This is a genomic window from Salmonella sp. 5800 (assembly GCF_046558195.1).
Classification (GTDB): Bacteria; Pseudomonadota; Gammaproteobacteria; order Enterobacterales; family Enterobacteriaceae; genus Salmonella; species Salmonella enterica.
Genome location: NZ_JBGDOX010000011.1, coordinates 59,374 through 85,685 on the forward strand (window position 1 = coordinate 59,374; position 26,312 = coordinate 85,685).

Consider the following 26,312-nt stretch of genomic DNA (forward strand, 5'->3'; position numbering starts at 1 on the left):
GCGGTAAATAACATTACGCCCGTGCGTGATGCAGACCAACTCTACTTTTAAAAGGTGATAATAATGAAAATCATGGCAATTTGCGGTTCCGGCCTGGGTAGTAGTTTTATGGTAGAAATGAACATTAAAAAAGTATTAAAGAAACTCAATATTGACGCTGAAGTGGAACACTCCGATCTCTCATCGGCCACGCCCGGGGCCGCCGATCTTTTTGTAATGGCCAAAGATATTGCGGCCAGCGCCAGCGTGCCGGAAAGCCAACTGGTGGTGATCAATAACATCATCGACATCAACGAACTGGAAACGCAGCTGCGCGCATGGTTCGCTAAACAATAATTATTGCTGGCGAGGTGGATATGTTTATCCTTGAAACGCTGAATTTTGTTGTTGATATTTTAAAAGTGCCATCGGTGCTTGTAGGATTAATTGCGCTGATTGGTCTGGTGGCGCAGAAAAAAGCGTTTTCCGATGTGGTAAAAGGCACGATTAAAACCATTTTAGGTTTTATTGTGCTTGGCGGCGGCGCAACCGTACTGGTGGGTTCATTAAACCCGCTAGGGGGTATGTTTGAACACGCTTTTAATATTCAGGGCATTATTCCTAATAATGAAGCGATAGTTTCAATCGCGCTGGAGAAATATGGCGCGTCCACGGCGTTAATTATGGCATTTGGTATGGTGGCCAATATTGTCGTGGCGCGCTTTACGCGTCTTAAATATATCTTTTTGACCGGGCATCACACCTTTTACATGGCCTGTATGATTGGCGTAATCCTGACCGTGGCGGGGTTTGAGGGCGTAGGGCTGGTCTTCACCGGATCGCTAATCCTGGGACTGGTGATGGCCTTCTTCCCGGCGTTGGCCCAACGTTATATGAGGCGGATTACCGGTACCGATGACATTGCGTTTGGTCACTTCGGTACCCTGGGATATGTGCTTTCCGGCTGGATTGGCAGCCTGTGTGGTAAAGGCTCCCGCTCCACGGAAGAGATGAACCTGCCGAAAAACCTCAGTTTTTTACGCGACAGTTCTATCTCGATTTCGCTGACCATGATGATTATCTATCTGATCATGGCAGTCAGCGCAGGGCGTGAGTATGTCGAAGCGACGTTTAGCGGCGGGCAAAACTATCTGGTGTACGCCATCATCATGGCAATCACCTTCGCCGCCGGCGTATTCATCATTCTGCAAGGCGTCCGTCTGATTCTGGCGGAAATTGTTCCGGCCTTTACCGGCTTTTCAGAAAAACTGGTGCCAAACGCGCGTCCGGCGCTGGACTGCCCGGTGGTGTATCCCTATGCCCCTAACGCGGTACTGATTGGCTTCCTGTTCAGTTTTCTCGGTGGGCTGGTGGGTCTGTTCCTGCTTGGACAGATGAAGCTTGTGTTGATCCTGCCAGGCGTTGTGCCGCACTTCTTTACCGGCGCGACCGCAGGCGTCTTTGGCAATGCCACCGGCGGTCGCCGCGGGGCGATGATCGGCGCATTTGCTAATGGTCTATTAATCACTTTCCTGCCAGTGCTGTTACTGCCGGTTCTCGGCGCGATCGGCTTCGCCAATACCACGTTCTCGGATGCTGACTTTGGCGTAATCGGTATTTTGCTGGGTAACCTGGCGCGTTATCTGTCGCCGATGGCTATCACGGGGCTGGTGGTGGCGCTATTCGCGCTACTGGTGGCGTACAACGTGTTGGCCAAAAACAAAAAAGCGACTGCCGAAGTGCAGGAAAATAGCGGAGCGAAAGAATGAACGTAACCGAAATCACCCAACTGGCGCGCGACATTCGCGTCGCCACGCTCAAATCCTTAAACCATCTTGGCTTTGGTCATTATGGCGGCAGCATGTCGGTAGTGGAAACGCTGGCGGTTCTGTACGGCGCGGTGATGAAAATCGACCCTGCCGACCCGGACTGGCCGGAGCGCGATTACTTCGTGCTGTCGAAAGGCCATGCGGGCCCCGCGTTGTACAGTACCCTGGCGATTAAAGGCTATTTCCCGCTCGAAGAGCTGAATACGCTTAACCAGAACGGCACCCGTCTTCCCAGCCATCCGGATCGGCTAAAAACGCGCGGCGTGGACGCCACGACCGGCTCACTGGGACAGGGCATCTCTATTGCGGGCGGAATGGCTTTGTCGCATAAACTGGCGCGGCGATCCAACCGGGTATTTTGCATTGTCGGCGATGGCGAGCTGAATGAAGGGCAGTGCTGGGAGGCGTTTCAGTTTATTGCCCACCACCGCCTGAATAATCTGACCGTTTTCATTGACTGGAACAAACAGCAGCTTGACGGTGAGCTGGAGGAGATTATCAATCCGTTCGATCTGGAAGGGAAATTCCGCGCGTTTGGTTTCGATGTCGTCACCGTCAAAGGCGATGATATCGCCGGACTACTGGCGGTGGTTCAGCCTGTGCCGCCCGCCGATGCCCAGCCACGGGTAGTGATCCTTGACAGCATTAAAGGGCAGGGGGTGCCATGCCTGGAGCAGTTAACGAATTCTCACCACTTACGCCTGACGGATGGCATGAAGCAGACGCTCAATGAGGCCATTCATCAACTGGAGGTCATGCATGATTAAGCTTGCGCCCGCAGGGCTTAAAGACGATATCGAAATGCGCAAAGTTTACGCCGGTTTTGTCGCTGGGCAGATTGAGGCCGGAAGCCCAATTATTGCGCTTGAGGCTGATTTAATGAGCTCAATGGCGATGGACAGCGTGGCGCGTGACTACCCGCAGCATGTCATTAACTGCGGTATTATGGAGGCGAATGTGATTGGCACTGCGGCGGGGCTGGCGCTGACCGGTCGCAAACCGTTTGTGCATACTTTTACCGCTTTTGCCAGCCGTCGCTGTTTTGATCAGCTCTTCATGGCGCTGGATTATCAGCGTAACAACGTCAAAGTGATCGCCTCCGATGCCGGAGTGACGGCGTGCCATAACGGCGGCACCCATATGTCTTTTGAAGATATGGGGATTGTTCGCGGGCTGGCGCACTCCGTAGTACTGGAGGTGACGGATGCGGTGATGTTCGCGGATATTTTACGCCAGCTAATGGATCTGGACGGTTTTTACTGGCTGCGTACCATCCGTAAGCAGGCGCGGAGTATCTATGCGCCAGGCTCTACCTTTACCATTGGCAAGGGCAACGTACTGCGTGAGGGCGGTGATATTACGCTTATCGCCAACGGCATTATGGTGGTGGAGGCGCTGGAGGCGGCGCGCCAACTGGAGCAGGAAGGTGTGAGCGCCGCGGTCATTGATATGTTCACCTTAAAGCCTATCGATCGCATGTTGGTGAAAAACTATGCGGAAAAAACGCGGCGTATCGTCACGTGTGAAAACCACAGCATCCATAATGGACTAGGGTCAGCGGTGGCGGAAGTGCTGGTGGAAAACTGCCCGGTGCCGATGCGCCGTGTTGGCGTCAAAGAGCGTTATGGGCAGGTAGGAACGCAGAATTTCTTACAACAAGAGTACGGACTCACCGCCGAAGCGATTGTAGAAGCCGCGAAATCACTGCTTTAATCATGGAGATATTGCCGGATGGCGCTGATGCTCATCCGGCATTTTGGATCAATGATATCCCATCATCTGCGCGCCAATGACGACCACGCTGGACATAATAAACAGTAGCCCCAGCAGCGACGCCCCCACTTTCAGCCAGTTGCGAAAATCGACCCGGCACACGCCCAGCGTGGCCATCAGCGAGGCCGATGTCGGATAGATAATATGGCTGAAGCCATCGCCAAACTGGAAGGCCAGAACAGTCACCTGACGGTTAACGCCGACCAGATCGCCGAGCGGCGCCAGTAATGGCATGGTTAACGCCGCCTGACCCGAACCGGACGTGACAAAGAAATTAAATACCGCCTGGAAGAGCAGCATAAACCAGGCGGCGATAGCATTATTAAGCCCGCTGATGCCATGAGCGATACTGTTAAGCAACGTATTGAGCACGCTGGGTTCCCCGGCTTCGCCGTTGCCGACCAGCAGCAGAATGCCTTTGGCAAAACCCACCAGCAAGGCGGGCGCGATCATCATCCTCGCCCCTTCGGTGAATGAGGACGCCATCACGTTGATCGTCATACCGTTGAGGCGGAAGATAACGCCGATGAGGCCGATCACCACGCCCATGGTGAAAAACTGGCTGGCGATCTCCGGAATAAACCAGGCGTGGACAATCACGCCCCAGACGACCCAAATCATTACGCCGGTCAGGACCAGCAGTACCAGCCAGTCGCCGAAGGTGAAAGGGCGCTGGACGACTTCATCCTGCTGTTCGCGGAAATAGCGATCGGATTCGTGGACGCGGGACAGCAGCGGATTCTTTTTCACGCGTGAGGCGTAGACCAGCGTAAAAACCAGCCCAATCAGCGTGGCGACAATCCAGACCACAATACGCAGCCCGGAGCCGGAAAGTACCGGCACGCCGGCAATCCCCTGGGCGACGACTACGCAGAAAGGGTTCATCCACGAACTGGCAAAGCCAATTTGGGTGGCGATATAGGTCACCAGGACGGTGGTAATGCTGTCATAGCCCAGCCTGACCATCAGCGGGGCTATGATAATTGCAAAGGCGACCGCCTCTTCGCCCATGCCAAATACGGCGCCCCCTAACGAAAAGAGGACAAATAGCACCGGAATAAACAGGACTTCGTTGCCCCGCGTGTGGCGAATAAGCGCCAGAATGCCGTTATCCACGGTGCCGGTACGCATCACGATGCCGAATGCGCCGCCAATCACCAACATAAACATAATGATGCCGACGGCAGTGCCGAATTTCGATCCGGATGTTAACCCTTCAAACGGAAAATTCATCAGCCCTGGTCTTTCATCGCCGGTAGTGAAAAATTGTACGCGATGATACTGCGCTTCCCCGGCCTCATTGGTCACAATGCGAAAAGAGTGCGGGTCGACGACCTTGCGGGTTTTTGTCTGACCATCGACCTGATACTGCACTTCCTGGCTATCAAACATCCCAACGGGGACGACCCAGGTGGCGATACAGGTTAAAATGGCGACAAAAAAGATGATGACCAGCGTATCGGGCATTGCCCATTTTCTGGCTGTTTTTGATTCTGTAACGACAGACATGACAGACTATCCCTGTTGCAAAGCAAAGAGGCTAAGTATGAGAAGAAGGGAATAGTTATTCATTGATGCAGCGCAGTTAAGCAAAAAATTCCGCTTTGCAGGGTAAATAGCAGAATGCCGGATGGCGATGCTAACGCGTCTTATCCGGCCTACAACGGTATCTCACCTGTAGGCCGGACAAGGCGTTCACGCCGCCATCCGGCATTAGCTTTTACTGTTACTGCTGCTGTTGAGAAGCCTGGATTGCCGTCAGGGCGATGGTATAGACGATATCGTCAACCAGCGCGCCACGGGACAGGTCGTTCACCGGCTTGCGCATACCCTGCAGCATCGGCCCGATGGAGATCAGGTCGGCAGAACGCTGTACCGCTTTGTAGGTGGTGTTACCGGTGTTCAGATCCGGGAAAATGAACACGGTAGCGCGACCCGCAACCGGCGAGTTCGGCGCTTTGGATTTCGCTACGTCAGCCATGACCGCGGCGTCGTACTGCAACGGACCGTCGATCATCAGGTCAGGACGTTTTTCCTGCGCCAGACGCGTCGCTTCACGTACTTTCTCTACGTCGCTGCCCGCGCCAGAGGTGCCGGTGGAGTAGGAGAGCATTGCCACACGCGGTTCGATGCCGAAGGCAATGGCGGAATCCGCAGACTGAATCGCGATTTCTGCCAGCTGCTCTGCAGTCGGGTCTGGGTTGATTGCGCAGTCGCCGTAAACGTAAACCTGCTCCGGCAGTAGCATAAAGAACACAGAAGAGACCAGGGAGCTACCCGGCGCCGTTTTAATAAGCTGCAGCGGCGGACGGATGGTGTTGGCGGTGGTATGAACCGCGCCGGAAACCAGGCCGTCGACTTCGTCTTGCTCCAGCATCAGCGTGCCGAGCACCACGTTGTCTTCCAGCTGTTCGCGGGCAACCGGTTCGGTCATGCCTTTGCTCTTACGCAGCTCAACCAGGCGAGCGACATAGCTTTCACGCACCACTTCCGGATCGACGATTTCAATACCTGCGCCCAGCTCAACGCCCTGAGATGCCGCGACGCGGTTGATTTCATCCGGGTTGCCCAGCAGTACGCAAGTGGCGATGCCGCGTTCAGCGCAGATTGCCGCCGCTTTGACGGTACGCGGTTCGTCGCCTTCCGGCAGCACTACGCGTTTACCGGCTTTACGCGCCAGCTCGGTCAGTTGGTAGCGGAACGCCGGCGGAGAGAGACGACGGCTACGCTCGGAAGTGGCGGTCAGCGACTCGATCCACTCAGCGTTAACGTAGTTCGCGACGTATTCCTGAACTTTCTCGATGCGCTCATGGTCATCAACCGGGACTTCCAGATTGAAGCTTTGCAGGCTCAGCGAAGTCTGCCAGGTGTTGGTGTTCACCATAAAGACCGGCAGACCGGTGGCGAATGCGCGTTCGCACAGTTTAGAAATGCGTGCGTCCATTTCATAGCCGCCGGTCAGCAACAGGGCGCCGATTTCTACGCCGTTCATCGCGGCCAGGCAAGCTGCGACCAGTACGTCCGGACGGTCAGCGGAGGTCACTAACAACGATCCTGCGCGGAAATGTTCCAGCATATGCGGAATACTACGCGCGCAGAACGTAACGGATTTAACGCGGCGGGTTTTGATATCGCCTTCGTTAATGATGGTGGCGTTCAGGTGACGCGCCATATCGATAGCGCGGGTCGCAATCAGGTCGAAGCTCCACGGCACCGCGCCCAGAACCGGCAGCGGGCTGGATTCCTGCAGTTTAGCAGGATCGATTTTGATCACCTGCGCTTTGGAAGAGTCGTCAAAGATCTCCGACAGATCCGGGCGAGTACGACCTTGTTCATCAACCGGCGCATTCAGTTTGTTGATGATAACGCCGGTGATGTTGGTGTTTTTCGCGCCGCCGAAGCTGCTGCGCGTCAGTTCGATACGCTCGTTAAGCTGTTCTGGCGTGTCGGTCCCCTGAGACATGACAAAAACGATTTCCGCATTCAGCGTTTTCGCGATTTCATAGTTCAGAGACTGAGCGAACTGATGTTTACGGGTCGGAACCAGACCTTCAACCAGCACCACTTCCGCGTCTTTGGTATTCGCATGGTAGTTCGCGATGATCTCTTCCATCAGCACGTCTTTCTGGTTGCTGGAGAGCAGAGATTCAACGTGGCTCATCTTCAGCGGTTCAGCCGCCGGCAGGGTAGAGTTCGCGCGAACGATAGTGGTGGTCTGGTCAGGCGCATCGCCGCCAGCGCGAGGCTGGGCGATAGGCTTAAAGACGCTCAGACGAACGCCTTTGCGTTCCATAGCACGGATGACGCCGAGGCTGACGCTGGTCAGGCCGACGCTGGTTCCGGTAGGGATCAGCATAATAATACGGGACACGGTTTATCCTCTTTCGTTACCGTCTTTTGGGGACGGGTTACAAAACAGCACCGCCAGCGAGGCTGGCGGTGTGAAATCAGGCAGTCAGACGGCTCGCGTCCTGCGCGATAACCAGTTCTTCGTTGGTTGGGATCACCACCGCCGGACGGGTACCTTCTTTGTTGATGAAACCAGATTTGCCGAAGCGGGCCGCCAGGTTACGTTCGTGGTCGACTTCAAAGCCCAGCACGCCCAGTTTACCCAGAGACAGTTCGCGAACCATCGCGGCGTTTTCACCGATACCGCCGGTGAACACGACTGCATCCAGACGACCGTCCATCAGAGCGGTGTAAGAACCGATGTACTTCGCCAGGCGGTGGCAGTAAACATCCATCGCACGTTTTGCGTCTTCTTTGGTGGTGTAGTTGTCTTCAACATAACGGCAGTCGCTGGTCACTTCAGTCAGACCCAGCAGACCGGACTCTTTGGTCAGCATTTTGTTGATCTGATCCACGCTCATGCCCAGAGTGTCGTGCAGGTGGAAGATAATCGCAGGGTCGATATCGCCGGAACGGGTACCCATGACCAGGCCTTCCAGCGGGGTCAGACCCATAGAGGTATCCACGCATTTACCGTTACGGATAGCGGAAACAGAACCGCCGTTGCCCAGGTGGCAGGTGATAATGTTCAGTTCTTCTACCGGCTTGTTCAGCATTTTTGCCGCTTCCTGAGTTACATAGAAGTGGCTGGTGCCGTGTGCGCCATAGCGACGAACGCCGTGTTCTTTATACAGGCTGTACGGCAGGGCATACAGGTAAGATTCTTCCGGCATGGTCTGATGGAAGGCGGTGTCGAATACTGCAACGTTTTTATCTTTCAGCTGCGGGAAAGATTTCAGCGCTTCGGCGATACCAATCAGGTGAGCCGGGTTATGCAGCGGTGCGAAAGAGGCGGAATCTTTGATGCCCTGAATGACGGACTCATCAATGACTACGGAGCTGGTATACTTCTCGCCGCCGTGTACGATACGGTGACCAATTGCAGTTAACTGCGCAGACAGTTCTGGTTTTTGTGCCAGAATAGTGTTAACGATAAAGTTCAGCGCTTCACTGTGAGCGGCGCCTGCACCTAAAGCCGCTTCTTGTTTACTGCCGTCCATTTTCCATTTGATGCGTGCTTCTGGCAGATGGAAACATTCGGCTAAACCAGAAAGGTATTCATCACCATTAACTGCATCAATAATTGCAAATTTCAGTGAAGAACTACCGCAGTTCAGAACCAGTACTAACTTACTCGACATGGAAGTACCTATTTATGATACGTGGCTAAAAAAACGTCAGTGAGCCATAGAGCGTAGCGCATGATAGCCCTGACATTTATGATTAACATCATGCGCAGGAGTTTTTTTGGGCATGATGGAAGAAATACCTTTGAGTCTATGCCATTTTGCGTATTTTTCAGCCAATGGCATACTATGTGTAATATTGACGACTCAATGATTTTAAACTACCGGCCTTTGACAGGCCGACACAGGATACCTGATAGTGGGTATCGAAGACAAAATGTTTTGAACGTTGTCCCTCGCAGTTGTTGTTTTGCACAAATTTTTTAAATTTTATATGTGAAGTTGAGGTAGGCCATGTCGACACCGGATAATCGCTCCGTAAATTTTTTTAGCTTATTTCGCCGGGGGCAGCACTACGCGAAGACGTGGCCGATGGAAAAGCGGCTGGCGCCCGTTTTCGTCGAAAACCGCGTCATTCGTATGACGCGCTATGCCATACGATTTATGCCGCCTGTCGCCGTCTTTACATTATGCTGGCAGATAGCGCTGGGCGGTCAGTTAGGTCCGGCCGTGGCGACCGCCCTGTTTGCCCTGAGCTTGCCTATGCAGGGATTATGGTGGTTAGGGAAACGTTCCGTGACGCCGTTGCCGCCTTCAATCCTTAACTGGTTTTACGAAGTTCGCGGTAAATTGCAGGAGGCTGGACAAGCGCTGGCGCCGGTAGAAGGAAAGCCGGATTACCAGGCATTAGCTGACACGCTTAAGCGCGCCTTCAAACAACTGGATAAAACTTTCCTGGATGATTTGTAATTGACCCCGGATTACGCATATAAAAGAAGGCATACCAATGCCTTCTTTTTTTCATCGCTATAGCGTGATACAGGAGTTCAAAATGGAAATGACCAACGCGCAACGTCTGATTTTGTCTAACCAGTACAAAATGATGACGATGCTCGATCCCACCAACGCCGAGCGTTACCGTCGCTTACAAACAATTATTGAACGCGGCTACGGCCTGCAGATGCGCGAGCTGGATCGCGAGTTTGGCGAGCTGACGGAAGAGACCTGTCGTACCATCATCGATATTATGGAGATGTACCATGCGCTGCACGTCTCCTGGACCAACCTCAAAGATACGCAAGCCATCGACGAACGTCGCGTCACCTTCCTGGGGTTTGACGCCGCGACGGAAGCGCGCTACCTCGGCTATGTCCGTTTTATGGTGAATATAGAAGGACGCTACACTCACTTTGACGCCGGGACACACGGCTTTAATGCCCAGACGCCGATGTGGGAAAAATACCAGCGGATGTTGAATATCTGGCATGCCTGCCCGCGTCAGTACCACCTGAGCGCGAATGAAATCAATCAAATCATTAATGCCTGAGGAGGCTCGCGTGCAGTGTAAAGGTTTTCTGTTTGATCTGGATGGAACGTTGGTTGACTCATTACCTGCCGTCGAACGCGCGTGGTGTAGCTGGGCCGATCGTTTTAACCTTGCTCATGATGAGGTGCTGGGCTTTATTCATGGCAAACAGGCGATCACCTCGTTGCGGCATTTTATGGCGGGTAAATCGGAGGCGGAAATTGCCGCTGAGTTTACGCGCCTGGAGCAAATAGAAGCCACTGAAACCGCAGGGATCACCGCGTTGCCGGGGGCAGTCGATTTACTCAATCACCTGAATAAAGCGGGCATTCCGTGGGCTATCGTCACCTCCGGTTCAATGCCGGTCGCGCGTGCGCGCCATCAGGTCGCGGGCCTTCCAGCGCCAGAGGTGTTTGTCACCGCCGAACGAGTCAAACGCGGCAAACCGGAGCCGGATGCGTATTTGCTGGGCGCACAACTGCTTGGCCTGGCCCCTCAGGAGTGCGTCGTAGTAGAAGATGCCCCGGCTGGCGTGCTGTCCGGACTGGCTGCGGGCTGCCACGTCATTGCGGTCAATGCGCCGGCCGACACGCCGCGTCTGGCGGATGTTGATTTTGCGTTGGATAGCCTGACGCAATTATCGGTCGCTAAACAACCAAACGGCGATGTGGTGGTGTTAAGAAAGACCTGATCATGATATCGCCCCGCTTTGGCGGGGCATATTTATGGCAGAATCGCGTTATCTTCTCATCTGACAAGGATATGTTGTGAACGGTGAATTGATTTGGGTTCTCTCTTTACTGGCGATTGCCGTCGTGTTGTTTGCGACGGGCAAAGTACGTATGGATGCGGTGGCTTTATTCGTCATTGTTGCTTTTGTCCTTAGCGGTACCTTGACCCTTCCGGAAGCCTTCTCCGGCTTTAGCGATCCGAATGTCATTCTTATCGCCGCCTTATTTATTATTGGCGACGGCCTCGTGCGCACCGGCGTTGCGACGGTGGTCGGTACCTGGCTGGTTAAAATGGCGGGCAGCAGTGAAATCAAAATGCTGGTTTTACTGATGATCACCGTCGCCGGACTTGGCGCTTTCATGAGTTCAACCGGCGTGGTGGCGATCTTTATCCCCGTTGTTCTTAGCGTTTCTATGCATATGCAAACCTCGCCTTCGCGCCTGATGATGCCGCTGAGTTTTGCCGGGCTTATCAGCGGAATGATGACGCTGGTGGCGACGCCGCCGAACCTGGTGGTTAACAGTGAACTGCTGCGTGAAGGCCTGCACGGGTTCAACTTTTTTAGCGTGACGCCGCTGGGGATAGTGGTGTTGGCGCTCGGCATTGTTTATATGCTGGTGATGCGCTTCATGCTAAAAGGCGATGCGCCCGGACAACAGGCCGGTAAGCGGCGCACTTTCCGCGATCTTATCCGCGAGTACCGTCTGACGGGGCGCGCTCGCCGTCTGGCGATTCGCCCCGGTTCGCCAATGGTGGGACAGCGGCTGGACGACCTTAAACTGCGCGAACGTTACGGCGCCAATGTCATCGGCGTTGAACGCTGGCGGCGCTTTCGGCGGGTTATCGTCAATGTGAACGGCGTATCGGAGTTTCGCGCTCGCGACGTTCTGCTGATTGATATGTCGGCGGCGGAGGTTGACCTCAGAGAGTTCTGCGCCGAGCAACTGCTGGAACCGATGGTATTGCGTGGAGAATATTTTTCCGATCAGGCGTTGGATGTCGGGATGGCGGAAATTTCGCTTATTCCGGAGTCTGAACTGATTGGCAAGTCGGTGCGTGAAATCGCTTTCCGTACACGTTACGGGCTGAATGTGGTCGGCCTGAAACGCGACGGCGTCGCGCTGGAAGGGTCGCTGGCCGATGAGCCGTTATTGATGGGCGATATCATTCTGGTCGTGGGGAACTGGAAGTTAATCAGCCTGCTGGGGCAAAAAGGCCGCGACTTTGTGGTGCTGAATATGCCGGTCGAGGTCAGCGAAGCCTCTCCTGCGCACAGCCAGGCGCCGCACGCCATTTTCTGCCTGGTATTGATGGTGGCGCTGATGTTGACCGATGAAATTCCCAACCCGATCGCGGCGATTATCGCCTGCCTGCTGATGGGAAAATTTCGCTGTATTGATGCTGAAAGCGCATATAAAGCGATCCACTGGCCGAGCATTATCTTGATTGTGGGTATGATGCCGTTTGCGCAGGCGTTGCAAAAAACCGGCGGCGTCTCTCTGGTCGTGCAAGGGTTAATGAATATCGGCGGCGGCTATGGGCCATATATGATGCTGGGATGCCTGTTCGTGCTGTGTGCCGTCATAGGACTGTTCATTTCTAACACGGCAACGGCGGTGCTGATGGCGCCGATTGCGCTGGCGGCGGCGAAATCGATGGGGGTGTCGCCCTATCCGTTTGCGATGGCGGTGGCGATGGCGGCATCCGCCGCCTTTATGACGCCGGTTTCATCGCCGGTCAATACTCTGGTTCTGGGGCCGGGAAACTATAGCTTTAGCGATTTTGTGAAGCTTGGCGTGCCGTTCACGCTTATTGTGATGGCGGTTTGTATTGTGATGATTCCGATGTTGTTTCCGTTTTAACCCCAGACAGGAAAAGGCCTGATGGCGCTACGCTTATCAGGCCTACGGGAAGAACGGTAGGCCGGATAAGGCGTTAGCCGCCATCCGGCAACTAAAGCGGTGAATCCTGGCTTATCTCGTCAAGAGAGAGATGGAAACTTGGTACGAACACCGCCATAAAATAGTCCATCTCCTGGCTGCGACGTAATTCCAGCGTTTTTTCCAGCCGCGTTTTTGCCAGGCCAAACTCATTGTTTCCCGCTGAGAGCTCCTCCAGGCATTTCAGGTAGGCGCAAAGCGCATCGGCCTGTTTTACGATTGCCTGTTCTTCTTCGCTCCAGGCATTCTCATCAATAAGCGGTGCGAAAATATCGCGTAATTCATCCGGCGCCATATCAACCAGCTTTTGCTGGGCGATTTTTTCGATCGCTTTATATTCCTGGGCTATCTGGGAATTAAAATATTTTACCGGCGTCGGCAGATCGCCGGTCAGTACTTCCGAGGCATCATGATACATCGCCAGAAGCGCGATGCGTTCAGCATTGAGCTGACCGCCAAATTTACGGTTTTTTATCGCCGCCAACGCATGGGCGACCATCGCCACCTGCAGACTATGTTCGGAGACGTTTTCCGTACGCACGTTACGCATCAGCGGCCAGCGGTTAATCAACTTCATGCGGGAGAGATGGGCGAAAAAATGGCTCTGCTTCATAGATTACCTTTTGTTTTCACTGCGGCAGACTTCATTGTGCGGGGAGGGGGATGAAGATGCAATTCAGGCTACCGAAGTAGCCTGAATTTAAGATTATTGATGGTAACCTGAGAGGAAACGCCCAAAGCGGTTGATGGCCATCTCCAGGTCATCTTCACGCGGTAGCGTCACAATGCGGAAGTGATCCGGCCACGGCCAGTTAAAGGCGGTACCTTGCACCAGCAGCACCTTTTCCTGTAGCAGGAAGTCCAGCACCATCTTCTGGTCGTCGTGAATATTAAAACGTTTAGCGTCGATCCTGGGGAACATGTACAACGCGCCGCGCGGTTTTACGCAGGAAACGCCGGGAATATCGTTAATCAACTCCCAGGCTCGGTTACGCTGTTCATACAGTCGACCGCCCGGCAGAATAAATTCGCTAATGCTTTGATAGCCGCCGAGCGCGGTCTGAATAGCATGTTGCGCCGGGACGTTGGCGCACAGGCGCATTGAGGCTAACATCTCCAGCCCTTCAATATAGCCTTTCGCATGTTTTTTCGGCCCGTTCAGCACCATCCAGCCCTGGCGGAAGCCGGCGACGCGATAGGTTTTAGACAAACCATTAAAGGTGATGGTCAGCAGATCAGGCGCCAGTGCGGCGATAGAGTGATGCTCGGCATCGTCATAGAGAATCTTGTCATAAATTTCATCGGCGAAGATGATGAGATTATGCTCGCGCGCAATGTTGACAATTTCCATCAACAATTCTTTAGAATAGACGGCGCCAGTAGGGTTGTTTGGATTAATAATGACAATACCACGCGTACGTGGGGTGATTTTGGCGCGGATATCGTCAAGGTCCGGGAACCAGTCGGAAGATTCATCGCAAAGATAATGTACCGCCTTGCCGCTGGAGAGCGATACCGCCGCTGTCCATAACGGATAATCGGGCGCGGGAACCAGCATTTCATCGCCACTGTTAAGCAACGCCTGCATCGCCTGAACGATCAGCTCGGAAACGCCGTTACCGATATAGATATCTTCCACGGTTACATCGCGCATTCCACGGGCCTGATAATGCTGCATAATCGCTTTACGGGCGGAATAAAGCCCTTTCGAGTCGCAATATCCTTGCGCCGTCGGCAAATTACGAATGACATCGACCAGAATTTCGTCCGGCGCTTCGAATCCGAAGGGGGCGGGGTTGCCGATATTCAGTTTAAGAACTTTATTACCTTCTTCCTCAAGGCGTTTCGCTTCTTTCAGAACGGGGCCACGAATGTCATAACAGACATTTTCGAGTTTGCTGGATTTTTCAATGGGGGACATGAATCTTGACCTTTTAGCTGTTATTGCCACTCCCTGCCGTGGAAGTCAGCACGAAACAATGTACTCCCACGACGGTGAGTTTTGAAGAGTGAACAGAAGAAGATTTTGTTTATTTTTAACGCGCTTTCGTGCTGTTTAAAACTTCATAAAATCATTTGGTTAGATGCATTTTCTATTTTTGTCTGTATGTATAGTGTTTTATTCTATATGATTGCGCGTAATGTGGTTTTTTATGTTGTCAGAAATTATCTGTTTTATGAGAGATAAGCATTCATCATTAGTGTCGCGCTGGCTATTTCGGAAATACTGAGTATTAAAGGTAAAATGAGAAGGTTAGACCTTTCCGGCGGCGGGGGGTGTGAAACTATTGTTAAGTATAATTAATGAATGGTAGAAATCTTAATTAATTATTATTTAATATTTAAAAAGCATTTACTAAAGTCGTAATAATATCTTTCTGGTCCGATTAGTATAACATATCCAAGGTTAAGATTATTCGTAATAATACTTATAAATATAGCGGTTTTAGGTTAAGATAATGATCCGAAACGGGGGCGTAGTCTGCGTTGTCTGCTAATTATCATGACGCGATTTTATACATAACCTATTGTTCAATATATTGTTTTTGTATCTGTGCGTCTCGGTAAACTATTTGACGCTGTTACAAGATTTACACGTCCATCATTAGCAGAAATCTGTAGACGCCTAAAGGTATGACACATTCTCTTTGATATATCCCGATCAGTTGCATTTGGTATTATATCAGTAAGTAAGAGAAGTGTTTTGGTCGTATTTTCAATTACATTCTAACATTTACCTGGGTAACCAGGCGGTACTGCGAAGGATGCACATTACAAATGGAATTGCTTGTTTCTGAATGCACAGCATTAACCAGGTCAGCCCGATATGACCCGCCAGTAAGTGAAAAATTATGATAAATGCAAATCGTCCGATAATTAACCTCGATCTCGATCTGCTGAGAACGTTCGTGGCCGTTGCCGATCTGAACACCTTCGCCGCGGCGGCGGCGGCGGTATGTCGTACTCAGTCTGCGGTCAGTCAGCAAATGCAGCGTCTTGAGCAACTCGTGGGAAAGGAATTGTTCGCCCGCCATGGTCGTAACAAGCTTTTGACCGAACACGGTATCCAGCTTCTGGGGTACGCCAGAAAAATCCTGCGTTTTAATGATGAGGCGTGTTCATCATTAATGTTCAGTAATCTTCAGGGAGTGTTAACAATTGGCGCTTCTGATGAATCAGCTGATACTATCCTGCCTTTTTTGCTTAGCCGAATCAGCTCGGTTTATCCGAAACTCGCGCTTGATGTACGGGTAAAACGCAACGCCTATATGGTGGACATGGTTAAATCGCAGGAAGTAGATTTGGTGGTGACGACTAACCAACCTCATTCGCTGGACTGTCTGAATTTGCGGACCTCGCCCACCCATTGGTATTGTGCGGCTGAGTATGTTTTGCAAAGGGGAGAGCCCGTACCATTAGTCCTGCTGGACGATCCCAGCCCATTCCGCGATATGGTGCTGGAGACGCTAAATGCAGCGGGTATTCCCTGGCGGCTGGCCTATGTGGCGTCTACATTACCGGCGGTACGCGCGGCCGTTAAAGCCGGTCTTGGCGTAACGGCTCGACCTGTCGAAATGATGAGTCCCGACCTTCGCGTGCTGGGCGCCGCAGACGGATTACCGCCTTTGCCGGATACGGAATATCTGTTGTGCCGCGATCCCAATAGCCAGAACGAGCTGGCGATGGTGATTTTCCATGCGATGGAAAGCTATCAAAACCCATGGCATTACAACCAGTTTTCTGCAGAGGGCGGAGATGATCCGCTGATGGTGGAAGGGGGTTTTGAGTAGCTCGCAGGCAAAAGGCGCTAAGTCGTAAATGTAAAAAAGAGCCGCTGGCGATGAAAAAACGCTCAGTGGCTCTTTTTTTGTGCCCATCTGTACGCGCTTAACCGTACAAATTGTAAAAGTTGCGGTAAATCAGCCAGTAGCGATTCGCAGTTCAATGTGGGTAAAAAATAACCAGAACATCCATTTTATGAATTTGCATGTTAAAAAACTAGAGAAATTGTTGCTGTTTTAGGGGGTGAATTAACAAAAGCGTGTCACAGATCAAGAAAATACTCCCATTTAGGGGGAGGCATCTTCACAAATTCCTGTCAAAATAGGTGTGTGTTATTTCTTTTGCTTCACAACGGACACGATTCAACAACATAAAATCTCCCCTGGCCGAAGAGTCATTTTCTCCAGGATGGCACTTAATGTTAATGGTGATGAATTGATGTAAATTAATGTGAAGGAACTTTTGTTAAAGTTGACAAAAGGTTATAGAAAGGAGTAAAAAACCACATCAATTAGCTGTTTTTATCATTTTCTACAGTAATTGTAGGGTTTTTTTTATTCCTCCCCATGAATCGATGTGGCGCCCATCTGCCGTAAAGAGCAGAGAAACTGGCGCTACTTTTGATGAGTAAGCAATGAGTATGTCAACATCCACTGAAGTCATCGCTCATCACTGGGCATTCGCTATCTTTCTTATCGTTGCCATTGGCCTGTGCTGCCTGATGCTGGTAGGCGGTTGGTTTTTGGGCGGTCGCGCACGCGCGAGGCACAAGAACGTTCCGTTTGAATCAGGTATCGACTCGGTCGGCACCGCCCGCTTACGCCTGTCTGCCAAGTTTTACCTGGTAGCCATGTTCTTCGTTATCTTCGACGTTGAAGCGCTGTATCTGTTCGCATGGTCGACTTCTATCCGCGAAAGCGGCTGGGTTGGCTTTGTGGAAGCTGCAATTTTTATTTTTGTGTTACTGGCTGGTCTGGTTTATCTGGCGCGTATTGGCGCGTTGGACTGGACGCCCGCGCGTTCACGCCGCGAGCGTATGAACCCGGAAACGAACAGTATCGCTAATCGTCAACGCTAACCGCGAGGCATTAAGATGGATTATACGCTCACCCGCATAGATCCTAACGGTGAGAATGACCGTTACCCCCTGCAAAAACAGGAGATCGTAACCGACCCCCTGGAGCAGGAAGTTAACAAAAACGTGTTCATGGGCAAACTGCATGACATGGTTAACTGGGGCCGTAAAAACTCAATTTGGCCCTACAACTTCGGCCTTTCTTGCTGCTATGTAGAGATGGTGACCTCTTTTACCGCAGTGCATGACGTTGCCCGTTTCGGCGCGGAAGTGCTGCGTGCGTCGCCACGTCAGGCTGACCTGATGGTGGTGGCCGGTACCTGCTTTACCAAAATGGCCCCGGTTATTCAGCGTCTGTATGACCAAATGCTGGAGCCAAAATGGGTCATTTCTATGGGTGCCTGCGCCAACTCCGGCGGCATGTACGATATTTATTCGGTAGTGCAGGGCGTTGATAAGTTTATCCCGGTGGATGTGTATATCCCTGGCTGTCCGCCGCGTCCGGAAGCGTATATGCAGGCGTTGATGCTGCTGCAAGAATCGATTGGCAAAGAGCGCCGTCCGCTCTCATGGGTGGTGGGCGATCAGGGCGTGTATCGCGCCAATATGCAGCCAGAACGCGAACGTAAACGCGGCGAGCGTATTGCCGTCACGAACCTGCGTACCCCGGACGAGATTTAATTTGCGCCTGTCGGCAGCAGCACTTCACTTCGCTAATCACTATTTTAATAGCGCGAAGCACTGCCGACCACCACGGACCATTTGCAATGGTGAACAATATGACCGACTTAACCGCGCAAGACGCTGCATGGAGTACCCGCGATCATCTTGATGATCCGGTTATCGGCGAACTGCGCAACCGTTTTGGGCCGGATGCCTTTACCGTTCAGGCGACCCGCACCGGTATCCCCGTTGTTTGGGTCAAGCGTGAACAACTACTGGAGGTTGGCGATTTCTTAAAGAAACTGCCGAAACCTTACGTCATGCTGTTTGACTTACACGGCATGGATGAACGCCTGCGTACGCACCGTGACGGGTTACCCGCCGCGGATTTTTCCGTTTTCTACCACCTGATTTCCATTGAGCGTAATCGCGATATCATGCTCAAGGTGGCGTTGTCTGAAAACGACCTGCGCGTGCCGACCTTCACTAAACTTTTCCCTAACGCCAACTGGTACGAGCGTGAGACCTGGGAGATGTTTGGTATTGATATCGAAGGCCACCCGCACCTGACGCGCATCATGATGCCGCAAACCTGGGAAGGCCATCCGCTGCGTAAAGATTATCCGGCGCGCGCGACCGAATTCGACCCGTTTGAGCTGACCAAAGCCAAGCAGGATCTGGAGATGGAAGCGCTGACCTTTAAGCCGGAAGACTGGGGGATGAAGCGCGGGACTGACAACGAGGACTTTATGTTCCTCAACCTCGGCCCGAACCACCCGTCTGCGCACGGTGCGTTTCGTATTATCCTGCAACTTGACGGTGAAGAAATCGTCGACTGCGTGCCGGATATCGGCTATCACCACCGCGGCGCCGAAAAAATGGGCGAGCGCCAGTCCTGGCATAGCTACATTCCCTATACCGACCGTATCGAATACCTCGGTGGTTGCGTCAATGAAATGCCGTACGTGCTGGCGGTAGAAAAGTTGGCAGGGATCACCGTCCCGGATCGTGTGAACGTCATCCGCGTGATGCTCTCCGAACTGTTCCGCATTAACAGTCATCTGCTGTACATCTCGACCTTTATTCAGGACGTCGGCGCGATGACCCCGGTCTTCTTTGCCTTTACCGACCGGCAGAAAATTTATGACCTGGTGGAAGCCATTACCGGTTTCCGTATGCACCCGGCCTGGTTCCGTATCGGCGGCGTCGCGCACGACTTGCCGCGCGGTTGGGATCGCCTGCTGCGAGAGTTCCTTGAGTGGATGCCGAAGCGTCTGGATTCTTACGAGAAAGCCGCGCTGCGTAACACCATTCTGAAAGGGCGTTCGCAAGGCGTTGCCGCTTACGGCGCGAAAGAGGCGCTGGAGTGGGGCACCACCGGCGCAGGGCTGCGCGCGACCGGGATCGACTTCGACGTACGTAAATGGCGTCCATACTCTGGCTACGAAAACTTTGACTTTGAAGTGCCGGTGGGCGGCGGCGTTTCCGACTGCTATACCCGCGTGATGCTGAAAGTGGAAGAGCTGCGCCAGAGTCTGCGCATTCTTCAGCAGTGCCTCGATAACATGCCGGAAGGCCCGTTCAAAGCGGATCACCCGCTGACCACGCCGCCGCCGAAAGAGCGCACGCTGCAACATATCGAAACCCTGATCACCCACTTCCTGCAGGTCTCCTGGGGCCCGGTAATGCCGGCGCAGGAGTCCTTCCAGATGGTGGAAGCGACTAAGGGGATTAACAGTTACTACCTGACCAGCGACGGCAGCACTATGAGCTACCGTACCCGCGTGCGCACGCCGAGCTTTGCGCACCTGCAGCAGATTCCCTCGGCGATCCGCGGTAGCCTGGTTTCCGACCTGATTGTCTATCTGGGTAGTATCGATTTTGTTATGTCAGATGTGGACCGCTAATTATGCACGAGAATCAACAACCACAAACCGAGGCTTTTGAGCTGAGTGCGGCAGAGCGTGAAGCGATAGAGCACGAGAAGCACCACTACGAAGACCCGCGTGCGGCGTCCATTGAAGCGCTGAAAATCGTTCAGAAGCAGCGTGGCTGGGTGCCGGACGGCGCGATCTACGCTATTGCCGATGTGCTGGGTATTCCGGCGAGCGACGTCGAAGGCGTCGCCACATTCTACAGCCAGATCTTCCGTCAGCCGGTCGGTCGCCACGTGATTCGCTACTGCGACAGCGTGGTGTGCCATATCACCGGCTATCAGGGGATTCAGGCCGCGCTGGAAAAAAATCTCAACATCAAACCGGGGCAGACGACCTTTGATGGTCGCTTTACGCTGCTGCCGACCTGCTGCCTGGGGAATTGCGATAAAGGGCCGAACATGATGATTGATGAGGATACTCACAGCCATCTGACCCCGGAAGCCATTCCTGAACTACTGGAGCGGTATAAATGAAAAACGTTATCCGTACTCCCGAAACCCACCCGCTGACCTGGCGTCTGCGCGATGACAAACAGCCGGTCTGGCTGGATGAATATCGTAGCAAAAACGGCTACGAAGGCGCGCGTAAGGCGCTGACCGGCCTGTCTCCGGATGAAATCGTCAGCCAGGTAAAAGACGCCGGTCTGAAAGGGCGCGGCGGCGCGGGCTTTTCCACCGGTCTGAAGTGGAGCCTGATGCCGAAAGATGAATCCATGAACATCCGTTACCTGCTGTGTAACGCCGATGAAATGGAGCCGGGCACCTATAAAGACCGTCTGCTGATGGAACAGCTGCCGCACCTGCTGGTGGAAGGTATGCTGATCTCCGCGTTCGCGCTGAAAGCGTATCGTGGTTACATCTTCCTGCGCGGCGAATATATCGAAGCGGCTGTACATCTGCGCCGTGCGATTGCTGAAGCAACCGAGGCCGGGCTGCTTGGCAAAAATATCATGGGCACCGGGTTCGACTTTGAACTGTTTGTCCACACCGGGGCAGGGCGTTACATCTGTGGTGAAGAAACGGCGCTGATTAACTCCCTCGAAGGCCGCCGCGCGAACCCACGCTCCAAGCCGCCCTTCCCGGCGACCTCCGGCGTATGGGGCAAGCCGACCTGTGTGAATAACGTCGAAACGTTGTGCAACGTCCCGGCAATCCTCGCCAACGGCGTAGAGTGGTACCAGAACATCTCGAAAAGCAAAGATGCGGGTACCAAGCTGATGGGCTTCTCGGGCCGCGTGAAGAATCCGGGCCTGTGGGAATTACCGTTCGGCACCACCGCGCGCGAGATCCTCGAAGACTACGCGGGCGGTATGCGCGATGGCCTGAAATTCAAAGCCTGGCAGCCGGGCGGGGCGGGAACCGACTTCCTGACCGAGGCGCATCTTGACCTGCCGATGGAGTTCGAAAGCATCGGTAAAGCAGGCAGCCGTCTGGGCACCGCGCTGGCGATGGCGGTAGACCACGAAATCGGCATGGTGTCGCTGGTGCGTAACCTGGAAGAGTTCTTTGCCCGCGAATCCTGCGGCTGGTGTACGCCATGCCGCGACGGGTTGCCGTGGAGCGTGAAAATTCTACGCGCGCTGGAGCGTGGCGAAGGCCAGCCGGGGGATATCGAGACACTTGAGCAACTGTGTCGTTTCCTCGGACCGGGTAAAACCTTCTGCGCGCATGCGCCGGGCGCGGTTGAGCCACTGCAAAGCGCAATTAAGTATTTCCGCGAAGAATTCGAAGCTGGCATCAAGCAGCCGTTCAGTAATACCCATTTAATCAATGGTATTCAGCCGAACCTGCTCAAAGAGCGCTGGTGAGTTAACGATTTTTAATTTGGAAGCATGCTAATGGCTACGATTCATGTAGACGGCAAAGAATACGAGGTCAACGGCGCGGACAACCTGCTACAGGCATGTCTGTCCCTCGGCCTTGATATTCCGTATTTTTGCTGGCACCCGGCGCTGGGAAGCGTCGGTGCTTGCCGCCAGTGTGCGGTGAAGCAATACCAAAACGCGGAAGATACGCGTGGTCGCCTGGTGATGTCCTGTATGACGCCAGCCACCGACGGTACCTTTATCTCTATTGACGACGAAGAAGCGAAACAGTTCCGTGAAAGCGTGGTGGAGTGGCTGATGACTAACCACCCGCACGACTGTCCGGTTTGTGAAGAGGGCGGTAACTGCCATCTTCAGGATATGACCGTGATGACGGGTCACAGTTTCCGTCGCTACCGTTTCACCAAACGTACCCACCGCAACCAGGATCTGGGGCCGTTCATCTCTCACGAAATGAACCGCTGCATCGCCTGCTACCGTTGTGTGCGTTACTACAAAGATTATGCCGACGGCACCGATCTGGGCGTCTATGGCGCGCATGACAACGTCTACTTCGGGCGTCCGGAAGACGGTACGCTGGAAAGCGAATTCTCCGGTAACCTGGTCGAGATTTGCCCGACCGGCGTTTTCACCGATAAAACGCACTCCGAGCGTTACAACCGTAAATGGGACATGCAGTTTGCGCCGAGCATCTGCCAGCAGTGCTCCATCGGCTGTAACATCAGCCCGGGCGAGCGCTATGGCGAACTGCGCCGTATCGAAAACCGTTACAACGGTACCGTTAACCACTACTTCCTCTGCGACCGCGGTCGTTTCGGCTATGGCTATGTGAACCTGAAAGACCGTCCGCGTCAGCCGGTTCAGCGCCGTGGCGATGACTTTATTACTCTCAACGCCGAGCAGGCGATGCAGGGCGCGGCGGATATTCTGCGCCAGTCGAAGAAAGTGATCGGTATCGGTTCGCCACGCGCCAGCATTGAGAGCAACTTTGCGCTGCGTGAGCTGGTTGGTGCGGAAAACTTCTACACCGGTATCGCGCGCGGCGAGCAGGAGCGTCTGCAACTGGCGCTGAAAGTGTTGCGTGAAGGCGGAATTTACACCCCGGCGCTGCGGGAGATCGAATCTTATGACGCGGTACTGGTCTTGGGCGAAGACGTTACCCAGACCGGCGCGCGCGTTGCGCTGGCGGTACGCCAGGCGGTGAAAGGTAAAGCGCGTGAAATGGCGGCGGCGCAGAAAGTGGCCGACTGGCAGATTGCGGCCATCCTTAACATCGGCCAGCGTGCCAAACATCCGCTGTTCGTGACCAACGTGGACGACACCCGTCTGGATGATATCGCCGCCTGGACCTATCGCGCGCCGGTGGAAGATCAGGCGCGCCTGGGCTTTGCGATTGCCCATGCGCTGGACAATACAGCGCCTGCGGTTGACGGTATCGACAGCGACTTACAAAACAAAATTGATGTCATTGTGCAGGCGTTGGCCGGCGCGAAAAAACCGCTGATTATCTCCGGCACTAACGCCGGTAGCAGTGAGGTGATTCAGGCGGCCGCCAACGTGGCGAAAGCGCTGAAAGGCCGTGGCGCCGATGTCGGTATTACTATGATTGCCCGCTCCGTGAACAGCATGGGGCTGGGCATGATGGGCGGCGGTTCGCTTGACGATGCGTTGGGTGAGCTGGAAACCGGCAGCGCGGACGCGGTGGTGGTGCTGGAAAACGATCTCCACCGTCATGCAAGCGCTACGCGCGTGAACGCCGCGCTCGCCAAAGCGCCGCTGGTGATGGTGGTTGACCATCAGCGCACGGCGATTATGGAAAACGCGCATCTGGTGCTTTCCGCGGCAAGCTTCGCCGAAAGCGATGGTACGGTCATCAACAACGAAGGCCGCGCGCAGCGCTTCTTCCAGGTTTATGATCCGGCCTACTACGATAACAAGACGATTATGCTGGAAAGCTGGCGCTGGCTGCATTCGCTGCACAGCACCGTCGAAAACCGCGAAGTGGACTGGACACAGCTTGACCATGTGATCGACGCGGTCATTGCCGCCATGCCGCAATTTGCCGGCATTAAAGACGCCGCGCCGGATGCGACCTTCCGCATTCGTGGGCAGAAGCTGGCGCGCGAACCGCATCGTTACAGCGGTCGTACGGCGATGCGCGCCAATATCAGCGTGCATGAACCACGTCAGCCGCAGGATAAAGACACCATGTTCGCCTTCTCGATGGAAGGGAATAACCAACCGACTGCCCCGCGATCTGAAATTCCGTTCGCCTGGGCGCCGGGCTGGAACTCCCCGCAGGCGTGGAACAAATTCCAGGATGAAGTGGGCGGCAAACTGCGTCACGGCGATCCGGGCGTGCGTTTGATTGAAGCGACTGAGGGCGGTCTGGATTATTTCACTACCGTGCCGGCAAGCTTCCAGGCGCAGGACGGTCAGTGGCGTATTGCGCCGTATTACCACCTGTTTGGCAGCGACGAATTGTCTCAGCGTTCTCCGGTCTTCCAGAGCCGTATGCCGCAGCCGTATATCAAACTTAATCCGGCGGATGCTGCGAAGTTGGGCGTCAATGCCGGGACGCGCGTCTCCTTTAGCTACGATGGCAATACGGTGACGCTGCCGGTTGAAATCTCTGAAGGGTTAGCGGCAGGGCAGGTAGGTCTGCCGATGGGTATGCCTGGCATCGCGCCGGTTCTGGCTGGCGCGCGTCTTGAGGATCTGCGGGAGGCGCAACAATGAGTTGGATTACACCGGATCTGATTGAGATCCTGCTGAGCATTCTCAAAGCGGTGGTGATTCTGCTGGTGGTCGTCACCTGCGGGGCCTTCATGAGCTTTGGCGAACGTCGTCTGCTGGGTCTGTTCCAGAACCGTTATGGACCAAACCGCGTTGGCTGGGGCGGCTCGCTCCAGCTGGTCGCGGATATGATCAAGATGTTCTTTAAAGAAGACTGGATCCCGAAATTCTCGGATCGCGTCATCTTTACCCTGGCGCCGATGATCGCGTTTACTTCGCTGCTGCTCTCCTTCGCCATTGTGCCGGTTAGCCCTAATTGGGTGGTGGCCGATTTAAACATCGGGATTTTGTTCTTCCTGATGATGGCCGGTCTGGCGGTTTACGCGGTGCTGTTCGCCGGTTGGTCGAGCAACAACAAATACTCGCTGCTGGGCGCGATGCGCGCGTCTGCCCAGACGGTGAGCTACGAAGTGTTCCTTGGTCTTTCCCTGATGGGCGTGGTGGCGCAGGCCGGTTCATTTAATATGACCGATATCGTCAATAACCAGGCGCATCTGTGGAACGTGATTCCGCAATTCTTTGGGTTTGTTACTTTCGCCATCGCGGGCGTAGCGGTCTGTCACCGTCACCCGTTTGACCAGCCGGAAGCCGAGCAGGAACTGGCGGACGGTTACCACATCGAATATTCCGGTATGAAATTCGGTCTGTTCTTCGTGGGGGAGTACATCGGCATAGTCACCGTTTCCGCGCTGATGGTAACGCTGTTCTTCGGTGGCTGGCATGGCCCGTTCTTACCGCCATTCGTCTGGTTCGCGCTGAAAACCGCGTTCTTCATGATGATGTTCATTTTGATTCGTGCGTCGTTACCGCGTCCGCGTTATGACCAGGTAATGTCCTTCGGCTGGAAAGTTTGCCTGCCGCTGACGCTCATCAACTTGCTGGTAACGGCGGCTGTCATTCTGTGGCAGGCGCAATAAGGGACACAAAGACCATGACCTTAAAAGAATTATTAGTAGGTTTCGGCACTCAGGTACGCAGTATCTGGATGATCGGCCTGCATGCGTTCGCCAAACGCGAAACGCGGATGTATCCGGAAGAGCCGGTCTATTTACCGCCCCGTTACCGTGGCCGTATCGTGCTCACGCGCGACCCGGACGGTGAAGAGCGCTGCGTCGCCTGTAACCTGTGTGCGGTAGCCTGTCCGGTAGGCTGTATCTCTCTGCAAAAAGCGGAGACCAAAGATGGCCGCTGGTATCCGGAATTTTTCCGCATTAACTTCTCACGCTGCATCTTCTGCGGCCTGTGCGAAGAAGCGTGCCCGACCACGGCGATTCAGTTGACCCCGGACTTCGAACTGGGCGAATACAAACGTCAGGATCTGGTGTACGAAAAAGAGGATCTGCTGATTTCCGGTCCGGGCAAATACCCGGAATATAACTTCTACCGGATGGCGGGTATGGCAATCGACGGCAAAGATAAAGGCGAAGCAGAGAACGAAGCCAAGCCTATCGACGTCAAGAGCCTGTTACCGTAAGGAGA

23 protein-coding genes are annotated in these 26,312 nt (G+C 53.8%); 18 read left to right on the forward strand and 5 right to left on the reverse strand.

Features of this window, described 5'->3' with window-relative positions; genetic code table 11:
- The first annotated feature begins 63 nt into the window (after positions 1–63).
- Genes ACLJZ5_RS18505 through ACLJZ5_RS18520 form a run of 4 tightly spaced genes read left to right on the forward strand, consistent with a single transcriptional unit; the run spans position 64 to position 3,521 of the window.
- Positions 64–336: a PTS sugar transporter subunit IIB gene (locus tag ACLJZ5_RS18505; RefSeq protein WP_000699818.1), complete on the forward strand. Its 273-nt coding sequence runs from the start codon at positions 64–66 to the stop codon at positions 334–336.
- A gap of 20 nt (positions 337–356) precedes the next feature.
- Positions 357–1,748, forward strand: a complete 1,392-nt coding sequence (locus tag ACLJZ5_RS18510) for a PTS ascorbate transporter subunit IIC (protein WP_001522266.1) — start codon at positions 357–359, stop codon at positions 1,746–1,748.
- A complete protein-coding gene (locus tag ACLJZ5_RS18515; protein WP_024798165.1) occupies positions 1,745–2,575 on the forward strand; it encodes a transketolase in 831 nt (276 codons plus the stop codon). Before ACLJZ5_RS18510 ends, ACLJZ5_RS18515 begins: the two co-directional genes overlap by 4 nt.
- On the forward strand, positions 2,568–3,521 hold the full coding sequence (locus ACLJZ5_RS18520; protein ID WP_410959003.1) for a transketolase family protein: 954 nt from the start codon (positions 2,568–2,570) through the stop codon (positions 3,519–3,521). The genes ACLJZ5_RS18515 and ACLJZ5_RS18520 overlap by 8 nt, the downstream gene beginning before the upstream one ends.
- A gap of 48 nt (positions 3,522–3,569) precedes the next feature.
- On the opposite strand, the gene yfcC is transcribed toward ACLJZ5_RS18520, so the two are convergent.
- The 3 genes from yfcC to ackA all read right to left on the reverse strand — a co-directional run bounded on the left by yfcC (position 3,570) and on the right by ackA (position 8,731).
- On the reverse strand, positions 3,570–5,090 hold the full coding sequence (gene yfcC / locus ACLJZ5_RS18525) for a putative basic amino acid antiporter YfcC (RefSeq protein WP_031617860.1): 1,521 nt from the start codon (positions 5,088–5,090) through the stop codon (positions 3,570–3,572).
- Between the two features lie 217 nt (positions 5,091–5,307).
- On the reverse strand, positions 5,308–7,452 hold the full coding sequence (pta, locus tag ACLJZ5_RS18530) for a phosphate acetyltransferase (protein ID WP_000086692.1): 2,145 nt from the start codon (positions 7,450–7,452) through the stop codon (positions 5,308–5,310).
- Between the two features lie 76 nt (positions 7,453–7,528).
- Entirely contained in the window at positions 7,529–8,731 is a 1,203-nt protein-coding gene (gene ackA, locus ACLJZ5_RS18535; protein WP_000095692.1) for an acetate kinase, read from the reverse strand.
- Between the two features lie 339 nt (positions 8,732–9,070).
- On the opposite strand from ackA, the gene yfbV reads away from it, so the two are divergent.
- The 4 genes from yfbV (at position 9,071) to ACLJZ5_RS18555 (ending at position 12,676) form a co-directional block, all read left to right on the forward strand.
- Positions 9,071–9,526 carry a terminus macrodomain insulation protein YfbV gene (yfbV, locus tag ACLJZ5_RS18540; protein WP_000106617.1) on the forward strand — a complete coding sequence of 152 codons (456 nt, stop codon included), beginning with the start codon at positions 9,071–9,073 and terminating at the stop codon, positions 9,524–9,526.
- 82 nt (positions 9,527–9,608) lie between these two features.
- Entirely contained in the window at positions 9,609–10,103 is a 495-nt protein-coding gene (locus ACLJZ5_RS18545; RefSeq protein ID WP_023196166.1) for a YfbU family protein, read from the forward strand.
- Positions 10,096–10,773: a sugar phosphatase gene (locus ACLJZ5_RS18550; RefSeq protein WP_001555201.1), complete on the forward strand. Its 678-nt coding sequence runs from the start codon at positions 10,096–10,098 to the stop codon at positions 10,771–10,773. The genes ACLJZ5_RS18545 and ACLJZ5_RS18550 overlap by 8 nt, the downstream gene beginning before the upstream one ends.
- A gap of 76 nt (positions 10,774–10,849) precedes the next feature.
- The gene (locus ACLJZ5_RS18555) at positions 10,850–12,676 is read left to right on the forward strand and encodes an SLC13 family permease (protein ID WP_001012857.1); all 1,827 of its coding nucleotides are present in this window, start codon (positions 10,850–10,852) and stop codon (positions 12,674–12,676) included.
- 91 nt (positions 12,677–12,767) lie between these two features.
- On the opposite strand, the gene yfbR is transcribed toward ACLJZ5_RS18555, so the two are convergent.
- On the reverse strand, positions 12,768–13,367 hold the full coding sequence (gene yfbR, locus ACLJZ5_RS18560; protein WP_000813882.1) for a 5'-deoxynucleotidase: 600 nt from the start codon (positions 13,365–13,367) through the stop codon (positions 12,768–12,770).
- Between the two features lie 93 nt (positions 13,368–13,460).
- Positions 13,461–14,675 (reverse strand): alanine transaminase AlaA, encoded by a 1,215-nt coding sequence (alaA, locus tag ACLJZ5_RS18565; RefSeq protein WP_000074540.1) that lies wholly within the window; start codon positions 14,673–14,675, stop codon positions 13,461–13,463.
- A gap of 931 nt (positions 14,676–15,606) precedes the next feature.
- Between alaA and lrhA the strand changes: the two genes are divergently transcribed.
- The 10 genes from lrhA (at position 15,607) to nuoI (ending at position 26,307) form a co-directional block, all read left to right on the forward strand.
- Positions 15,607–16,545 carry a transcriptional regulator LrhA gene (lrhA, locus tag ACLJZ5_RS18570; protein WP_000606288.1) on the forward strand — a complete coding sequence of 313 codons (939 nt, stop codon included), beginning with the start codon at positions 15,607–15,609 and terminating at the stop codon, positions 16,543–16,545.
- Between the two features lie 79 nt (positions 16,546–16,624).
- Positions 16,625–16,777: a hypothetical protein gene (locus tag ACLJZ5_RS18575; RefSeq protein WP_031617861.1), complete on the forward strand. Its 153-nt coding sequence runs from the start codon at positions 16,625–16,627 to the stop codon at positions 16,775–16,777.
- Between the two features lie 394 nt (positions 16,778–17,171).
- Entirely contained in the window at positions 17,172–17,615 is a 444-nt protein-coding gene (nuoA, locus tag ACLJZ5_RS18580; RefSeq protein ID WP_000062993.1) for an NADH-quinone oxidoreductase subunit NuoA, read from the forward strand.
- Between the two features lie 15 nt (positions 17,616–17,630).
- Entirely contained in the window at positions 17,631–18,293 is a 663-nt protein-coding gene (gene nuoB, locus ACLJZ5_RS18585) for an NADH-quinone oxidoreductase subunit NuoB (protein ID WP_000386728.1), read from the forward strand.
- 86 nt (positions 18,294–18,379) lie between these two features.
- Positions 18,380–20,182, forward strand: coding sequence for an NADH-quinone oxidoreductase subunit C/D (gene nuoC / locus ACLJZ5_RS18590; RefSeq protein WP_000247855.1), 1,803 nt, complete (start codon positions 18,380–18,382; stop codon positions 20,180–20,182).
- 2 nt (positions 20,183–20,184) lie between these two features.
- A complete protein-coding gene (nuoE, locus tag ACLJZ5_RS18595; RefSeq protein ID WP_000545038.1) occupies positions 20,185–20,685 on the forward strand; it encodes an NADH-quinone oxidoreductase subunit NuoE in 501 nt (166 codons plus the stop codon).
- On the forward strand, positions 20,682–22,019 hold the full coding sequence (nuoF, locus tag ACLJZ5_RS18600; protein WP_000800048.1) for an NADH-quinone oxidoreductase subunit NuoF: 1,338 nt from the start codon (positions 20,682–20,684) through the stop codon (positions 22,017–22,019). Before nuoE ends, nuoF begins: the two co-directional genes overlap by 4 nt.
- Positions 22,020–22,049: 30 nt before the next feature.
- Positions 22,050–24,776: an NADH-quinone oxidoreductase subunit NuoG gene (gene nuoG / locus ACLJZ5_RS18605; RefSeq protein WP_001518099.1), complete on the forward strand. Its 2,727-nt coding sequence runs from the start codon at positions 22,050–22,052 to the stop codon at positions 24,774–24,776.
- Complete coding sequence (gene nuoH, locus ACLJZ5_RS18610; RefSeq protein WP_000118515.1) at positions 24,773–25,750, forward strand: NADH-quinone oxidoreductase subunit NuoH; 978 nt, start codon at positions 24,773–24,775, stop codon at positions 25,748–25,750. Before nuoG ends, nuoH begins: the two co-directional genes overlap by 4 nt.
- 14 nt (positions 25,751–25,764) lie before the next feature.
- Entirely contained in the window at positions 25,765–26,307 is a 543-nt protein-coding gene (gene nuoI, locus ACLJZ5_RS18615) for an NADH-quinone oxidoreductase subunit NuoI (protein WP_000172747.1), read from the forward strand.
- Positions 26,308–26,312 lie beyond the last annotated feature (5 nt).

What these genes read in the sequence shown, in the direction of transcription:
- ACLJZ5_RS18505 (WP_000699818.1), top strand. Translation starts at nt 64, where the DNA reads ATGAAAATCATGGCAATTTGCGGTTCCGGCCTGGGTAGTAGTTTTATG.
- ACLJZ5_RS18510 (WP_001522266.1), top strand. Translation starts at nt 357, where the DNA reads ATGTTTATCCTTGAAACGCTGAATTTTGTTGTTGATATTTTAAAAGTG.
- ACLJZ5_RS18515 (WP_024798165.1), top strand. Translation starts at nt 1,745, where the DNA reads ATGAACGTAACCGAAATCACCCAACTGGCGCGCGACATTCGCGTCGCC.
- ACLJZ5_RS18520 (WP_410959003.1), top strand. Translation starts at nt 2,568, where the DNA reads ATGATTAAGCTTGCGCCCGCAGGGCTTAAAGACGATATCGAAATGCGC.
- yfcC (WP_031617860.1), bottom strand. Translation starts at nt 5,090, where the DNA reads ATGTCTGTCGTTACAGAATCAAAAACAGCCAGAAAATGGGCAATGCCC.
- ackA (WP_000095692.1), bottom strand. Translation starts at nt 8,731, where the DNA reads ATGTCGAGTAAGTTAGTACTGGTTCTGAACTGCGGTAGTTCTTCACTG.
- yfbV (WP_000106617.1), top strand. Translation starts at nt 9,071, where the DNA reads ATGTCGACACCGGATAATCGCTCCGTAAATTTTTTTAGCTTATTTCGC.
- ACLJZ5_RS18545 (WP_023196166.1), top strand. Translation starts at nt 9,609, where the DNA reads ATGGAAATGACCAACGCGCAACGTCTGATTTTGTCTAACCAGTACAAA.
- ACLJZ5_RS18550 (WP_001555201.1), top strand. Translation starts at nt 10,096, where the DNA reads ATGCCTGAGGAGGCTCGCGTGCAGTGTAAAGGTTTTCTGTTTGATCTG.
- yfbR (WP_000813882.1), bottom strand. Translation starts at nt 13,367, where the DNA reads ATGAAGCAGAGCCATTTTTTCGCCCATCTCTCCCGCATGAAGTTGATT.
- alaA (WP_000074540.1), bottom strand. Translation starts at nt 14,675, where the DNA reads ATGTCCCCCATTGAAAAATCCAGCAAACTCGAAAATGTCTGTTATGAC.
- lrhA (WP_000606288.1), top strand. Translation starts at nt 15,607, where the DNA reads ATGATAAATGCAAATCGTCCGATAATTAACCTCGATCTCGATCTGCTG.
- nuoA (WP_000062993.1), top strand. Translation starts at nt 17,172, where the DNA reads ATGAGTATGTCAACATCCACTGAAGTCATCGCTCATCACTGGGCATTC.
- nuoB (WP_000386728.1), top strand. Translation starts at nt 17,631, where the DNA reads ATGGATTATACGCTCACCCGCATAGATCCTAACGGTGAGAATGACCGT.
- nuoC (WP_000247855.1), top strand. Translation starts at nt 18,380, where the DNA reads ATGGTGAACAATATGACCGACTTAACCGCGCAAGACGCTGCATGGAGT.
- nuoE (WP_000545038.1), top strand. Translation starts at nt 20,185, where the DNA reads ATGCACGAGAATCAACAACCACAAACCGAGGCTTTTGAGCTGAGTGCG.
- nuoF (WP_000800048.1), top strand. Translation starts at nt 20,682, where the DNA reads ATGAAAAACGTTATCCGTACTCCCGAAACCCACCCGCTGACCTGGCGT.
- nuoG (WP_001518099.1), top strand. Translation starts at nt 22,050, where the DNA reads ATGGCTACGATTCATGTAGACGGCAAAGAATACGAGGTCAACGGCGCG.
- nuoH (WP_000118515.1), top strand. Translation starts at nt 24,773, where the DNA reads ATGAGTTGGATTACACCGGATCTGATTGAGATCCTGCTGAGCATTCTC.
- nuoI (WP_000172747.1), top strand. Translation starts at nt 25,765, where the DNA reads ATGACCTTAAAAGAATTATTAGTAGGTTTCGGCACTCAGGTACGCAGT.